The sequence below is a fragment of the Fulvivirga marina genome, assembly GCF_016775155.1.
Classification (GTDB): domain Bacteria; phylum Bacteroidota; class Bacteroidia; order Cytophagales; family Cyclobacteriaceae; genus Fulvivirga; species Fulvivirga marina.
In genome coordinates this window covers 1-14,992 of sequence record NZ_JAEUGD010000023.1, presented here as the reverse complement: position 1 = coordinate 14,992, position 14,992 = coordinate 1, and the positions used below count along the sequence as shown (strand labels likewise).

Below are 14,992 nucleotides of genomic sequence, written 5' to 3'. Positions count from 1 at the left end.
TTTTGTTAACATGAATAAATATTTCTTTTAAATTTATAGACTATGAATTTCCATACCAGAAAATGGGTGAAGCCAGAAGACCTTAATCCCAATGGCACCTTGTTTGGCGGAAGCCTGTTGAGTTGGATAGACGAAGAGGCAGCTATCTATGCTATAGTACAGTTGGAGAACCAGCGATGTGTTACCAAATATATGTCAGAAATAAACTTTGTAAGCTCAGCTAAAAAAGGAGATATTATAGAACTTGGCATGATGGCCACTCATTTTGGAAGAACTTCTTTGACTATAGCATGTGAAGTTCGTAATAAGCTGACGAGAAAAACTATACTGGCTATAGATAAGATAGTTTTTGTGAGTCTTGATGAACATGGCAACCCGGTGCCTCATGGTAAGACGGAAATAACGTATGTCAAAGACAGATTATAGTAAATCTACAAACTATGAAACCTGAAATACTTAGCTTGGTATCATCTCTGTCAGGAGTACTTATTGGTGGGGGTATATCATTGTTATTGCAAAGAAATCAGTTACGTAATGCTTTCAAAATCAAAATTGAAGAGTTGAAAACTGAGCATATGGCAGAAAGAACGGCCCGTTATTATCTATCTCATAAAAGCTACACTGATCGTAGGTTCGAAACCATCAAGAAGGGACTGGGAGGCTTTGATGATGACGAATTAAGAAAGATTCTTGTTAGAGCAGGAGCAATACGAAGCTACCGGGATGATGAAGAATGGTGGACATTACTTGAGCGAATGCCTGAAAAAATTGAAAAGCTCAGGGCTAATGACTAGCCCTGTTTTCAAACTTGCACCCCTCAATTTCAAATATCACATTACTTCCGTAAACCAGAGCAGGTGTCTGAAAACCTGCTTTAAAATCCTTATTAAGTATTTTGTTTGCAAAGAGTAAGGTGGCTTTGGCGGTAAGTGTATAGCCATTGGGGGTTTTAAGTCGGGCTTCATAAGTCTTTCCGTTAGTACTTTCAACTTTACCCCATAGATAGGTATTGCTTTTCCCTCTTTTTTCCGCAGTAGGGCCTGCAGGTTTTTTATCTACTTGCTTTTTAAGAAGTGCTTTGACCCATTTTACTTTCAACAAGAAGCCTAATCTATGTGACCACCTCAAAGCCTTAATCTGCTTTTCTGATGAACCGGTAAAAACCTCAATGTTTGGAATTCCGGTGCTGAAGTATGCAGATGAAATATCCCCCCAACTTATACCTACAGACAGTTTTTTAAACGGCCCATAGTCTATTAGTGGCGTGGATTTCCCCAAGGGTTTTGTTTTTAATTGATGATTAGAGCGATAAACCTGGCCTTCTCCAGCCCCCTCTATCATGGTTTTTGAAGTGCCTCGGGAAAGACCACCGCCAGTAGTTGCAAATGCGAGTTGTAGCTTCTGGGCATTTGGGAGCTGAGCTTTTAAGTGCGACGCAAGACAATCTGAAGGAACTACATCAAATCCTGCACCGGGGAGTAGCATAATACCAACTCTTTTGGCTGCATCATGATAGCTGTGTATAAGCTCAAAAACCTGATACTCTCCAGTGATATCGAGATAATGTGTTTGGGTTTTCAGGCACGCCTCTACCATTGCTTTTGCAGTAAATTGAAAAGGGCCAGCACAGTGGATGACCACTTGGGCATTTTGAAGAAGGTTGTGAAGGGCTTGGTTATTATTGAGGTCAACGGCTGTATATGCGAACCCTGTTTCTTGCGAGAGTACCTTCAACTTTTTCTCGTCTCTTCCTGAAAGAATAAGTGAGACACCCTGTTTCTTAGCCTCTCTCACTATGAGTTCTCCTGTATATCCATATGCGCCGTAAACTACAATATTTGCCATAGTAATTATCCTAGTCGGACATCATCCGACAATTCATTGGGGTTTTGAGGTGGTTTATTAATACCGCTTCTTTCTAATAGTTTTCCACAAAGATGTACGCCTTCGAGTAATCCCTCTGCCGGTTTTCCGGCCCTGATTCCCTTTATAATTAACCTTACCACGCTCTCCCATTCTTCTGGTTTTACGCTGGCATTGATACCACTATCGCCTATTACTTCTACCATATGTTCTAGGTGGCTTACAAAGATTAATATACCGGTTCTATTCTCAGTGTTGAATACCTCTTCTTCCAGAAAAGCGTTTAATGCCTTTTGAACTACGCTTTGTCGCATCAATTCCGCAGGGGTAAGGATTCTCGTTAATGTGGGAATATATCTAGCCAATATAAAACCAATTACTCCCATGGCAAGTGTAAAAAATATAATCTCAAGTATCGTTATTGGAAATGGAAGGGCCCAGGTATATGAAAGCATTCCTGATGTAAATAGTGCACCAACTATAAAAATAAGAGCTCCCCTGAGTGGAGCCACTTCATAGTTATCACTTTGCTGTACAAAATAAGGGACAATCTCACCTGAAGTTCTACTTTCAGCTGATGCGACAGCCTCTTTGATCTGCCGCTTTTCTTCATCTGTGAATAGAAAATTACTTTTCATCATAATCTCAAATTTACCAGCTTCCTGATGCACCCCCTCCACCAAAGCTTCCCCCTCCTCCGCTGAAGCCGCCGCCACTGCTACCTCCACCGAAGCCCCCACCATAATAACCTCCGCCACTTCTCCCTCTACCCCTTGAAACTAGTGTTAGCAGTGATATGAATGTATAAATAGCTAGCATGATCAAGCCTCCACTTAGGCCAACAGCTATAATACCAGTTACCATAGACACGATAGCTCCAATGGAAATTCCTTTCCACTTGCCCATTCTTTTACCGAGAGCCTGTGCAGCTATTACAAAAACAACAACAAGAATAAAATAAGGAAACTCAGTATCATCGGAGGAAGGTGTACCGGTAGCCGTTGGCTCAGGAAGCTCCTCTCCCTGAATAGCTACTGAAAGTACATTTATTCCTTCATTGATGCCAGCATAAAAATTTCCCTGTCGAAAATTTGGTGTAATATATTTGTCTATAATTCTTTTGGCGATAGCGTCTGGAATAGCTCCTTCAAGTCCATACCCTACTTCTATACGTACCCGTCTGTCCTTTTTAGCCACAAGTAATATGACCCCGTCATCAATATCCTTTCTACCTAACTTCCATTTTTCTGCCACACGGATGCTATAATCTTCAATAGGTTCAGGCTCCGTGGTGGCGACAATTAGTACGGCAATTTGACTGCCTTTGCTTTGTTCTAGTGTTTGAAGTTTATTTTCCAGCTGACTGATCTCCGAATCACTTAATGTGCGTGTCTGATCTGTAACATGTTGCCATAATTCAGGTACGGGCTGAAGCTTCTGCGCGTATGCAGTTGAAAGAAAAGCTAACAAAGAAAGTAGCAGAATTAACTTTTTCACGGAAGCATGTAAACTCTTTTCGTACATGTCGTTAAACTTACTAAATATATCACTAAATTATGAGTAAAAGTTTAGATCAAGTATGGCAAAAAGAAAAGTACTCGTACTCACAGGAGGAGGAGATTGTCCTGGCCTTAATGCAGTAATTCGTGGCATAGTAAAACGAGCCAAATCTGAAAAGAACTGGGAAATAATAGGTAGCATGGAGGCATTTAATGGTGTTTTGAGAGATCCTGTTGAAATAATGGAACTTAACGATAAAGTAACCGCAGGTATACATGTGAAGGGCGGTACTATTTTGAAAACCACTAACAAAGGCAATCCTTTGGAGTTTCCCGTGCAGCAAAAGGATGGTAGCTGGAGTACCATAGATAGATCCAAAGAGTTGATTGATCGTATAAATTCTTTGGGAGTTGATTCGGTTATTAGTATTGGAGGAGACGGTTCTCAGCGTATTTCACAGAGGCTTTATGAGCAGGGGCTTAATATTGTTGGTGTTCCAAAGACCATTGATAATGATCTGTCTGGTACTGATTTTACTTTTGGTTTTCGTACGGCGGTTCAAATTGCTACGGATAGCTTTGATAAGCTTGTAAGTACAGCTGAAAGCCACCACAGAGTGATGATCATGGAGGTGATGGGGCGTGATGCAGGTTGGATAGCTCTACATACAGCCATAGCTGGAGGAGCAGAAGTATGCCTGATTCCGGAAATACCCTATGATATCAATAAGGTAGTTGAACGACTTAATCAGCGCTATGATCGGGGGAAAGGTTTTGCTCATATAGTAATTGCAGAAGGAGCCAGGCCAATTAAGGGCGAGGTAACTGCGGTAGAGAGTGAAGAAGTTGGATATGAACATAAACGCCTTGGAGGTGTAGCATATCAATTGTCTGAGCAATTAAGGGCAGCGGGTTGTGAAGCTGATATTAGAGAAACTGTACTTGGGCATACCCAAAGGGGAGGTACTCCAATAGCTTTTGACAGAATATTAGCTACCTTGTTTGGAGTTAAAGCTTTTGAATTGGTGCTTGAGGGTGAATTTGGTAAAATGGTTTCTTTTAAGAATAACAAAGTTACATCTGTTAGTATTGAGGAGGCTATAAGTAAATATAATTATGTAAATAAAAATTCCTTCATGGTTAGAGCCGCTAGAAGCATAGGCATATCTTTCGGGGATTAAAAATATGAAAGGAGGGTGTCTGTTGTTGGTTTTTATTTTGTGTCAAAGTATTGGTGCTTTGGGCCAAAACTCGCTGACGTTGATCTCTTATGACAAGGAGATCAACCTGAATACCTATTTGTCTGCTTACATTGATACTTCTCGCTCGCTTTCTCTTGAGCAGGTGATGGCGTTGCCTGCTAAAAACTTTCAACCAATACCCAAGGCTGGCCTGAGAACCAACGTAACTAATGATGTAATTTGGGCGAAGTTGACTGTAACGAACCCCCATAATGCCCGGGCAGATGTGATTATTGACTTTGTTGACCCTTCCCTGGAGCTAATAGAGCTTTATAAGTTCACGGAAAGTGGATTGCTCAAATATGCTACTGGAACGGGACTTCACCCTAGGGAAAAAAGCGTATTTTCGAATAAAAATAACTTTTTAATCGAATTTCCAAGAAGACAAACTACTCAAATCTATTTCAAGATCTCTTCCTCGAACTACATGACCGTCTCGGCGAGGTTGCTTGACGATGACCGCGCTCTTGAGGAAAATATGGAAGAGAGAACTTTTCTGGGAATGTTCTATGGGGCGGTTTTGATACTTATGGTTTTCAACTTGCTGCTATCTGTCATTACTGGCATGCGTGTGTTCTTTATTTATGGGCTGTATATTTTTACAATTGCTATTTTTACCGGTGCTGCGGATGGTTTTACGCCTTTCTATTTACATTTTTTAATTGAATGGACTGGGGGGTATCAAGATATGATAACCGCTACGCTAAGCAACATCCTGGGACTTTTGTTTATGCTCGAATTCCTCCAGGTGCGAAGCTGGTCTAAACTCTTTTTTAACATCGTAATAGGTTTTGTTGGTTTTGTTGGGCTATCTATTGTAATGCTTTTCTTTACCTATCCGGCTTATAGCTATCCCCTTCTGAACATATATGGTATTATTGGGCTCATACTTATGCTCACGGGTGGTGTTTTTGGTACTATCAGAAAAATACCTCAGGGAGTATACTACCTGCTGGCTTATATCTTTTTTGGAGGCTTTATTCTGATTTTTATTTTAAACTTGTTTAGGCTTGTTGACTATACTTTTTGGGTACAGTATTCGATACATTTTGGTTATATGTTAAGTATAATCATTCTTTCATATGGCCTAGGGGTCCGAATTTATGAGCTTTACAAAAACTATCTGCTACGTGAGCAAGAGAAAAAGCACCTTATTGAGCAGAAAAGAAGGGAATTGGAAGTGAAAGTTGCTGAAAGAACTCGGGATATACTAATCAAAGAAACTAACCTGAGGGCTATTCTGGAAAATACTGATAGTGCGATTTGGCTTATTGATAAGCAATACAGGTTAATAGACTATAATAATGTTTTTGCTATGCTTTGCCATGAGGTATACGATACTTATCCCGAACGAAACCAGTCCGTACTGGATATTACTCCGGTGGGTATGGAAAAAAAGAGATGGAGGAAAAGATATAATGAGGCTTTGAGTGGAAAACGTGGAGTATTCATTGACCAGTATCATGTGGCAGGTAAAGACCATCATTTTGAGATCTATACATTCCCCATTGCTAACAATGGAGAGACAACAGGTGTATCTATTTTTGCCAGAGACATAAGCATTAGAGTCAATGCATTGGATCAACTCAAAGAACAGAATAATGCATTGCAAAAAGTAAATAAGGAGCTTGATAGCTTTGTCTACAGTGCATCACACGATTTAAAGGCACCGTTGGCCTCTATCGCCGGCCTGATATCGCTCGTAAGAAGGGAAGAGGGAATACAAAACCGTCAACCTTACTATGACATGATGGAGCGATCCATCGCCAGGCTTGATCAATTCATTAGCGATATTATTGATTATTCACGAAATGCAAGGCTCCAAAAAGAAGCTGTGTCTGTTAAGTTTGAGGAGACCATTCAAGAAGTTTTTAATGACCTTGCTTATATGACAGATGCCGGAGATATCGAGAAAAATGTAGAGGTCACTCAAAATGTAATTTTTAAAACTGACCCGACTCGTTTAAAGGTTATTTTTAGAAACCTTATAAGCAATGCTATAAAGTATGGCTGTAGCCATGAAGGGGACAACCGGATTGATGTTAACTGTCAGGTTAGTGAAGAAAAAGCCATCATTAAAATACAGGATTATGGGCCGGGGATTAGCGGGCGGCACAGGAGGAGGATATTTGATATGTTTTATAGAGCTGATGAAAGTGGCTCTGGTACTGGTCTGGGCTTGTACATAGTAAAGGAGACAGTTGATAAGCTCAACGGAAAAATTAAACTTGTTACAGCTGAAGGCGAAGGGTCAACTTTTATTGTAGAGATACCTAACAGCGAATAAATTTGTCGGTGTTAGGACTTACCGGGGCAAAGTATGATATTTTTTGAAACTTTAGCAGACCAGTTCAGTTACTTCACAAAAAGAAATATTTAACTATGGAATCACAAAATCAGGGAATAGATGTATTTAAAAAGGCAACCTTTGGAGCAGGGTGTTTCTGGTGTGTTGAGGCCGTTTTTCAACAGGTTGAGGGTATAGTTTCTGTGGAGTCGGGCTACACGGGAGGCAAAGTTAAAAACCCTACTTACCGTGAAGTTTGCAGTGGCTTAACCGGCCATGCAGAGGTTGCCCAGATTACCTATAATCCAGAGGTTGTAGACTTTGAACACTTGCTTGAAATATTCTGGAAAACACACGATCCCACAACCCTCAATAAGCAAGGTGCTGATGTAGGTACGCAATACCGATCTGCCATATTTTATCATGACAATGAGCAAAAGGAGATAGCGGAAAAGTATAAGGAGAAACTGGATAGTGCGGGGTTTTTTGATGACCCTATAGTAACGGAGATATCTCCTCTAAAGGAATATTACAAAGCGGAAGATTACCATCAGAACTACTATAACCAAAATTCACAGCAACCTTACTGTTCATATGTAGTCCGCCCAAAGGTTGAGAAAGTTAAAAGATTGTTTGCAGACAGGCTCAAAGAGCAAACGAAATAAGTTTAAACCTGTATAAATAAGAACTGCTTCACAGATCCGTACTTTAGGGCTATGAAGCAGTTTCTATCAATTTTAACCTACCCCCTTATCTGGTCAGAAGAAGTTTTCCTCTGTACACTTTTCCTGGAGTAGTTACTTTGTAAGTATATATATCATTTGGAAGACCTGCGGCATTAAGATCAAATGAATATTTCGATCCTTTGTTCACTTGTCCTTCAAACAATAAACTTACTCTTTCCCCCCGTTGGTTATAAAGCTCTACTGTAGTGCTACCCTCATATGTAGCAACAAACTCTATTCTTGTAGTTTCACTGAATGGATTAGGATAAGCCAGTACTTCAGTATCCTGATTATCAGACTCTACGTCTACAGTTTCGAAACTAACACACTGTCCGTACTTGTAACCTATGGTATAAGTACCGCCCGATAGGTCATATGCACACTGGTTATCTGAAGTACATACGGTAAAGTCAATGGTGAAGCTATCACCAAATCCACCTTCTCCGAAGTTATTGATATCATCAACCTTGAATCCTGATAAGCCTGTGCGAGGATCAGTTCCGTATTCGATCTTCCAGTGTTCTGAGTTACTTACTTCAGCAATAGATGCACACTCAGGCACTGCTATGCTCAAGTGAGAAAGTCCATAAGAATGAGAACCGCTGTATTCAACAGTTGCTGTGTAAGTGTAGCAGTTTCCGTCTACGGATACTAACACAATATCAGTATCAAAAGGATTGTTGCAGGAACCGTCGTTACCAGAGCCGTTATCGCCGTCACTATCAGAACCATCTCCATCGTCGCTTCCGCCATCAGCGTCGCCACCATTATCCGTTCCATCATTACCACCGTTGTCTCCGTCAGTTCCATCTCCGTCTCCAGATCCGTCAGTACCTTCACCACCATCGGCTCCTGAGTCTCCTCCATCGTCCGTACCATTGTCACTACCGTCGTTGGTACCATTATCCGTTCCGTCATCTGTGCCCGTATCAGAGCCATCATCTGTACCTGTGTCGCTTCCATCATCCGTACCATTATCACTACCGTCGTTAGTACCATTATCTCCAGGGTTATTCAGGTCAGGGCATCCTGCGGAGTTTGCATCAATAATAAACTCCTGAGCTACTGAGCAACCGTTCACGTCGGTAACTGTTACGATGTATGAACCTGATGTTAGGCCGGTTCTATCTTCAAGCGTACTTTCATCCAACCAGTTGTAGTCATATGGTCCTGTACCGCCAGTTACTGTTAAATCAAGGCTGAACTCACCTTCGACACAGTTAAGATTTTCTATTTCTGCAGACAATGTTAACGGATCAGGCTCAGTTAAGTAGAAATATAACTTTCTTGAACAACCTGTCGCATCAGTTACAGTTACATCATACATCCCGCTAGAAAGACCAGAGATCTCAGCAGTAGTACCACCATTTGACCAAAGGTATGTGTAAGGGCTTTGGCCACCTAAAGGAGTAACCTGAATGTAACCATCAGCACCCATACAAGTAGGGTTTTGTGAGTCAGTGCTAACCTGAAAAGTTTCTGCTACTACAGAAACTCTGAGTGTTGCACTACAACCTCCAGCTTCAGTCACCGTTACGCTATATATACCTTTAGCAAGTCCTGACAAATCTTCCGTAGTGCTGCCATCAGACCAGGAGTAAGTGTAAGGTTCTGTACCTCCTGATACCATAAGGTCAATACTACCACTGTTGTCTTCAATACAAGATGTAGGTGAAGGGATAGCACTTAAATCCAGCGGATTATTTTCTTTTACAATGAAAGATCGGCTACTAGAACATCCGTTCGCATCAGTTACCTGAACATTATAAACACCTGCAGCTAATCTACTAATATCCTCAGATGTTGATCCATTAGACCAGGCAAAAGTATAAGGCTCAGAACCTCCGGTAACCGTAATGTTGATGCTTCCGGTATTACCGCTACAGCTTGTTTTTTCAACAGCAGCTGTTAGATTTATTGTAGTCAGGTTCTCAACTACGGCTGGTACTTTTACTGAACAACCACGGCTATCAGTAACATCCAATTCGTAATAACCAGCACTTAAATTACTGATTGAAGCGGTTGTAGCACCATTAGACCACTGGTAAGTATAAGGAGCTGTGCCTCCCGTTACATCCACACTGATACTTCCGTTGTTAGAGCCACTGCACGATGCGGAGTTAACGTTGGCCGTAGTATTTAAAGCTCCGGGTTGGTTGATCAACGCCGTTAACGTAACACTCTCTCCATTTGAATCAGTGATGGTTACCGAATATTCTCCTGCAGACAAGTTGGTGTTTTGGGCAGTACTGCTACCATTAGACCATTGGTATGTAAAGGGAGCTTCACCCTCTTCTATAACTACCTCTGCGCTACCATCATTTAAACCAAAGCAAGAAACATCGTTGGTTTCGATGTGTGCAGAAAGCTGTGAGCATGAAATTTCAGTTTGTTCGTAAAAAATACACGTAGCTGCTTTATAAGCTACTTCTGGTGCCCAGCAGTTCAGTGAGGCACTGCATGTTTCGTTCTCAGGGCAAAGCGTAAATTCTACAGTGAAATCACCAGCCTGACCGTTTTCTCCAAAGCCATTGATATTATCAACTTTAAAACCGGTTATGCCGCTTTTAGGATCGGTACCTACTTCTATATTCCACCCTTCGGAGTTAGTAATAGAAGAAACACTGCCGCAAGGTATAGACACCGCGTAATGCGAAAGAGCATGTGCGCAGCTTCCGTTATTAGTTACCAGTAAGGTGTATTTTAAACATCCCCCTTCCGTTTCGGTAACGCTTTGTACTTGTGTTTGAAAGCAGCTATCTCCACAATCTTTGGGCAAGCCCTCATGAGCAGATAAGTAGCCACTTGTAATAAATAGCCAACAGACAATTAGACTTTTCAGTATTGGTATCTTCATAAGTATTCTTTAAGGTGAATATAGATATGACTTATTTTGGTGAGGTAAGTGGTACTTTGGACAAGCCGCAGTAATGGCCGATAAGGGATTGGTTTATTGCGATAAGTCGGGGAATAAAAGATATGTTTTTCTAGAGCAACTCAATAATATCAGCCTGAGGGCTGTTCATGTAACTCTGTATGTAGTGTTCAATCTCAACGGTAGCCTTGTAGTTGCTAATCAATGTTTTAATCTCATCCAGATGATTTATGGATACACCCTTGTCACAAAACCCGAAGCCACAGTATGTGCCTTTTTCTACTAGTACTACCGAACTTTCTTCTTCTGTACGCCCCGACCCTACTATGGCAAAAGATTTTTTAGTTTCAAAAAATGACTCTACGGCCAGTTGAACCTTGTCATTGTATATCTGTGGGGTCTCCTGGCCATCGCAGGCCCCTTCACATTGGCCTAGTGCGAGGTCGCAGCATGGGCCATCAGACTTTTGAATCCCTGATAGTTTTGGACATAAATCAAAATCACGGATCTTATTCATCATGAATTGCCAGGCATCCGAATGCGAATGAAAGAAAATTAAAGGTTGCAGGCCTTTGACGTTTTTACTGATATTAAATCTCAGGTAGCCCTGACGGTCTTCATATCTGTAAATACCCCAGGTGTTGGTCAATACTTTCTGAGCCTTATTATATTTAGGCCAGAGCCGTTTGATCTCATGTGATTCCAGCAGCAGTGCTATCAGCTCGTTGCCTGTAAGCTCATAACTGATATGGTGAATTTCGTTTCTTATGGCCTGATTTCTTCTGTTCTTGCTGGTTCCGGAGAAGTGTCCGGTTATTCTTTTTTTGATGTCTATAGCCTTACCCACATATATCACTTCACTCTTTTGGTTCAGAAAATAGTAAACCCCTGGCTGCTCTGGCAAGCTTTCGAACTCTTCTTTGGGCAGGTTGGGCGGCAGTGTAGTTTCTTTGGAGTTTTTCTTTAAAGCAAGAGCCACATATTCACTATCCTTTTTGATTAGCATGTCGAAAAGAATGGCGGTGGCCTGAGCATCTCCTCCCGCCCGGTGACGGTTTTGTATTTCTATATTGAGCTGTTCGCAAAGATTACCCAGCCCATATGACCTCAAGCCAGGAAATATTACTCTGCTTACCCGCACTGTGCAGAGTCTTTTAGGGTTGAAACTGAGGTTTACGTTTTCAAATTCTTTTTTTAGAAAGGAGTAGTCAAAATGCACGTTGTGTGCAACGAATATCTTGTCTTTTAGGTGATCATACAATTCATGAGCTATTTCCTCAAATGATGGTGCAGAATCAACCATATCCTGCCTGATTCCCGTGAGCCCGGTAATGTAAGGAGGAATGATCTGCTCGGGGTTGATCAACGTTTCATAGGAATCAACGATTGAATTTCCGTCATGAAAGAAAATTGCTATTTCTGTAATACGGTTATTTCCTGCAAACCCTCCGGTAGTTTCTATATCTACAATAGCGTACACTTCACTAAATTAACCATAATAAGAGATATTTATTGAGTGACTTGTTATTAAAAATCCGTTAGGTAAACTCAGCTTTGACCTCTTTTCTGGAATATTGTTTCCACCAACGGCATTTAGAAACATCTGGGGTAATTTATGTGTTATAGGATTGAATGACTTGCAAATATTTACGAGCAAGATGTTTTTACTTTGATTTGATATTTTCACCTTATCGCATATGGAACAAGTGACAAAACCTATAACTGACTACAACCATTCAGAAAACGAAGGCGTTTCTGAAGAAAAAAGTTCTGGCCAACTCACCCTCGGCAAAGTGCTGGAATCCAGGGCATTCTCTATGGCTATGAAAGTTGCTGAAAAATATACCTACAGTAAAAGTAACGTTTACAGGCTGCTGCAGCATGCTTTTGAAAAGTTGAAGCAAGAAAGTACCAGGCACCGTCTCCAAAGAGACCTTAAAGAAAAAAGTCAAATTCTTATGCGCATGGTTAAGGCTTACTACTATGGGGACTATAGAAAAATTCCTGCCACAGCAGTACTCCGAATCCTTGGAGGGTTCGTATATTTTGTTTGGATACTTGACCTGGTCCCTGATTTTATACCTATACTTGGTCTTGCTGATGATCTGGCCGTAATTGTGTGGGTATATAATGGACTAAACCGTGAAATTGAAGATTTTGAAAGGTGGGAGTCGGCTTACACGGAGGTCATTGATGAAGTTTAAATTTTAAAAACAACTAAATATATAACTATGAATGATAATGGAAAATTTCTCCTCGGACTTGCCGCAGGCATTGGGGTAGGTACTGTTTTAGGTTTATTAATTGCGCCAGATAAAGGTACGGTAACTTATAAGAAAGTTGAGGGTGCTATTAAAGACGCCGCAAATGACCTATTTGAATATGGCGCTGAAACGGTAAAGTCTGCAAAAAATGAATTACACGCTGTGAAGAACCACAACTAGGCAGATGTCATTATTGTCAAGAGTAATTCGTAAACCTGCCGATTTTGTTGAGCATCAGGTTCATAAAGTAAAGGAAGGTATCCGCGAGGAGGTTTCTGAGAAAGTTCATAAACTTATCCTGGTTATCTCCTTGGCCGTTTTGATGCTTTTTGCGGTGCTGTTTTTAAGTATAGGGCTAGCCATTTACTTCAATTTGCTTTTTGACTCTGCGGTAAGTGGTTTCTTTATAGTGGCAGGTATTTATGTGTTACTTTTTGCAATCCTTTTTGTTATCCGCCGAAAAGATTATCTGTCCCGGAAGCTACGACAGTATGCAGATTTATTTACGAAGAGCATGTATTAGTGCAAGGACCGTATCAACAGCACAGCAAATGGGTTAAGGTAATTTGTTATAGAGGCAAAATCATCTGCTTATTTTATCCATTTGTCATAAATTACTTATTTTTGGGCTCTAGATACGGTCTTACTTTTGCGTACGGCAAAAAAAGTTTTACAATAAGATAATTTTTTTTGAAAAGGCGTTGCAAATTAAAATCCCTTACTTAAATTTGCAGTCCACTTGAGAGAATAGCTTTCAAGATTCAAATAAGCGAGAATAGCTCAGCTGGTAGAGCACGACCTTGCCAAGGTCGGGGTCGCGGGTTCGAATCCCGTTTCTCGCTCAGATTTTCAAAACGTGAAAATTAGAAAATTCGCCTGCATCAATAGCAGGCTTTATTTTTAGAGGGCTTTTCTAAAAAGAAATTTGTCTACGATGTAGACTAAGCCCGGGTGGTGGAATTGGTAGACACGCAGGACTTAAAATCCTGTGACCATTGCGGTCGTGCGGGTTCAAGTCCCGCCCCGGGTACATTAAAGCCGGTCATTGTAAAATGATCGGCTTTTTTGTTTTTCAACTACTACGTTTTTCAACTGCTACCTCTGACAGGGCTCGAAGCCCTGTCAGAGGTTGACAAAGCAAATACCAATTCAGATATAATTAACATGCATAGAGAAACTGTTTCTCCACAAAAGGCAATTATGATAGGCCTTGTTACTGTAAATATTCCGGTTTTAATCATCATGTTGGGAGTAGGAGTTGGTCTATTCCAATTGTCTTTCCATTAATTGATCCATCCATTGCTATTTCTCCCTGGTGGGATAATTATAGCACCTTTGGTGGCGTGGTATTGGAGTTTTGCTATTACCTATTGGCGAATCTGGGCGTTTAGTAGATCAAATGAAAGGGTGGAACTGAAGCAGATGGCGATTGCCTGCGGATTAATTTGGGCAGATGGTTGGACTTAGGGTTTCTTCGCTGGTGGTACTTATGGTAGAGCATCAAATTGGTATTGCAGTGTTGGCAAACAACCAGGAAGCAGACTGCAACGAGATACTGAACCTTGTAGCCAAGGCGATTAGGTACTGATCCGGTTTCTAAAAGATTTAAAAATACAGTAGATTTATATACAGACATGCCTGACATGTTTGGAGCTAAATAGAAAGCATAAATGACCCAAGACCTCTACCAAAAAGCCATAAAGTTTGCCGGAGAAAAACACTACAATCAGAAACCAATGCCAATTATTTGCTGCACATTTCAAATGTGGCCATGGAAATACAGATGGCCTACCATGCAGACAGCAATTTTGATATAGACTTTGCCGTGCAAGTTGCTTTGCTGCACGATACCCTTTCTACCAAGAAAGAAAAAATGATGGATAGCCTTAACCGCATCAATGAGTTAGATAAGGAAGTAGGCATGGTAAAGTTGGCTGATAGGATCACTAACCTGCAACCCCCTCCTGGCCACTGGGGCGAAGACAAAGTTTCAAACTATCTCAATGAAGCGAGAATGCTTGATAAGATGCTTGAGGATAAGAATGAATACTTGAATGCTCGACTAAAGAGTAAAATATTGGAATACGAGCAGCATTTATGAAGTATAAAGTGAAGAAAGCCATAGGTAAATTACAAGGCTTACAATATACTTTAACACAGCCCCTTTTCTGCTGGTTATTTCGGTCGGACTATGCCAGTCATTTCGGTGTTACTATGCCACTTTAAGAGTTGCGTAAT

The 14,992-nt window shown here is 40.9% G+C and carries 16 protein-coding genes and 2 tRNA genes; 13 read left to right on the top strand and 5 right to left on the bottom strand.

Going from position 1 to position 14,992, the window contains the following annotated elements; translation table 11 throughout:
* Nucleotides 1-42 precede the first annotated feature (42 nt).
* Both JMN32_RS07010 and JMN32_RS07005 read left to right on the top strand, forming a co-directional pair.
* Nucleotides 43-426 (top strand): acyl-CoA thioesterase, encoded by a 384-nt coding sequence (locus tag JMN32_RS07010; RefSeq protein ID WP_202855598.1) that lies wholly within the window; start codon nucleotides 43-45, stop codon nucleotides 424-426.
* 14 nt (nucleotides 427-440) lie between these two features.
* Nucleotides 441-794 carry a hypothetical protein gene (locus JMN32_RS07005; RefSeq protein WP_202855597.1) on the top strand — a complete coding sequence of 118 codons (354 nt, stop codon included), beginning with the start codon at nucleotides 441-443 and terminating at the stop codon, nucleotides 792-794.
* Here the strand turns inward: JMN32_RS07005 and JMN32_RS07000 are convergent.
* The 3 genes from JMN32_RS07000 to JMN32_RS06990 are packed head-to-tail and all read right to left on the bottom strand — an operon-like array spanning nucleotide 784 to nucleotide 3,360.
* Nucleotides 784-1,845, bottom strand: a complete 1,062-nt coding sequence (locus tag JMN32_RS07000) for a saccharopine dehydrogenase family protein (RefSeq protein ID WP_202855596.1) — start codon at nucleotides 1,843-1,845, stop codon at nucleotides 784-786. The genes JMN32_RS07005 and JMN32_RS07000 overlap by 11 nt on opposite strands.
* Nucleotides 1,846-1,850: 5 nt before the next feature.
* Nucleotides 1,851-2,504: a TPM domain-containing protein gene (locus tag JMN32_RS06995; protein ID WP_202855595.1), complete on the bottom strand. Its 654-nt coding sequence runs from the start codon at nucleotides 2,502-2,504 to the stop codon at nucleotides 1,851-1,853.
* A 10-nt stretch (nucleotides 2,505-2,514) separates the two neighbouring features.
* Nucleotides 2,515-3,360: a TPM domain-containing protein gene (locus JMN32_RS06990; protein ID WP_202855594.1), complete on the bottom strand. Its 846-nt coding sequence runs from the start codon at nucleotides 3,358-3,360 to the stop codon at nucleotides 2,515-2,517.
* A gap of 82 nt (nucleotides 3,361-3,442) precedes the next feature.
* Between JMN32_RS06990 and JMN32_RS06985 the strand changes: the two genes are divergently transcribed.
* The 3 genes from JMN32_RS06985 to msrA all read left to right on the top strand — a co-directional run bounded on the left by JMN32_RS06985 (nucleotide 3,443) and on the right by msrA (nucleotide 7,555).
* The gene (locus JMN32_RS06985; RefSeq protein WP_202855593.1) at nucleotides 3,443-4,543 is read left to right on the top strand and encodes a 6-phosphofructokinase; all 1,101 of its coding nucleotides are present in this window, start codon (nucleotides 3,443-3,445) and stop codon (nucleotides 4,541-4,543) included.
* Nucleotides 4,544-4,547: 4 nt separating this feature from the next.
* A complete protein-coding gene (locus tag JMN32_RS06980; RefSeq protein WP_202855592.1) occupies nucleotides 4,548-6,890 on the top strand; it encodes a sensor histidine kinase in 2,343 nt (780 codons plus the stop codon).
* A 95-nt stretch (nucleotides 6,891-6,985) separates the two neighbouring features.
* Nucleotides 6,986-7,555, top strand: coding sequence for a peptide-methionine (S)-S-oxide reductase MsrA (gene msrA, locus JMN32_RS06975; RefSeq protein ID WP_202855591.1), 570 nt, complete (start codon nucleotides 6,986-6,988; stop codon nucleotides 7,553-7,555).
* 85 nt (nucleotides 7,556-7,640) lie between these two features.
* On the opposite strand, the gene JMN32_RS06970 is transcribed toward msrA, so the two are convergent.
* Nucleotides 7,641-10,472: a T9SS type A sorting domain-containing protein gene (locus tag JMN32_RS06970; RefSeq protein WP_202855590.1), complete on the bottom strand. Its 2,832-nt coding sequence runs from the start codon at nucleotides 10,470-10,472 to the stop codon at nucleotides 7,641-7,643.
* Between the two features lie 130 nt (nucleotides 10,473-10,602).
* Nucleotides 10,603-11,970, bottom strand: a complete 1,368-nt coding sequence (locus JMN32_RS06965) for an exonuclease domain-containing protein (protein WP_202855589.1) — start codon at nucleotides 11,968-11,970, stop codon at nucleotides 10,603-10,605.
* Nucleotides 11,971-12,187: 217 nt separating this feature from the next.
* On the opposite strand from JMN32_RS06965, the gene JMN32_RS06960 reads away from it, so the two are divergent.
* The 8 genes from JMN32_RS06960 to JMN32_RS06930 all read left to right on the top strand — a co-directional run bounded on the left by JMN32_RS06960 (nucleotide 12,188) and on the right by JMN32_RS06930 (nucleotide 14,855).
* A complete protein-coding gene (locus tag JMN32_RS06960; RefSeq protein WP_202855588.1) occupies nucleotides 12,188-12,694 on the top strand; it encodes a YkvA family protein in 507 nt (168 codons plus the stop codon).
* Between the two features lie 27 nt (nucleotides 12,695-12,721).
* Entirely contained in the window at nucleotides 12,722-12,934 is a 213-nt protein-coding gene (locus JMN32_RS06955; protein WP_202855587.1) for a YtxH domain-containing protein, read from the top strand.
* Nucleotides 12,935-12,938: 4 nt separating this feature from the next.
* A complete protein-coding gene (locus tag JMN32_RS06950) occupies nucleotides 12,939-13,277 on the top strand; it encodes a phage holin family protein (RefSeq protein WP_202855586.1) in 339 nt (112 codons plus the stop codon).
* Nucleotides 13,278-13,523: 246 nt separating this feature from the next.
* Nucleotides 13,524-13,596, top strand: a tRNA-Gly gene (locus tag JMN32_RS06945).
* Nucleotides 13,597-13,699: 103 nt separating this feature from the next.
* Nucleotides 13,700-13,784 (top strand) — tRNA-Leu (locus JMN32_RS06940).
* 35 nt (nucleotides 13,785-13,819) lie between these two features.
* Nucleotides 13,820-14,041 carry a hypothetical protein gene (locus tag JMN32_RS06935; RefSeq protein ID WP_202855585.1) on the top strand — a complete coding sequence of 74 codons (222 nt, stop codon included), beginning with the start codon at nucleotides 13,820-13,822 and terminating at the stop codon, nucleotides 14,039-14,041.
* Between the two features lie 166 nt (nucleotides 14,042-14,207).
* Nucleotides 14,208-14,342 carry a hypothetical protein gene (locus JMN32_RS27505; RefSeq protein WP_262896702.1) on the top strand — a complete coding sequence of 45 codons (135 nt, stop codon included), beginning with the start codon at nucleotides 14,208-14,210 and terminating at the stop codon, nucleotides 14,340-14,342.
* 159 nt (nucleotides 14,343-14,501) lie between these two features.
* On the top strand, nucleotides 14,502-14,855 hold the full coding sequence (locus JMN32_RS06930; RefSeq protein WP_238354371.1) for a hypothetical protein: 354 nt from the start codon (nucleotides 14,502-14,504) through the stop codon (nucleotides 14,853-14,855).
* Nucleotides 14,856-14,992: the final 137 nt, after the last annotated feature.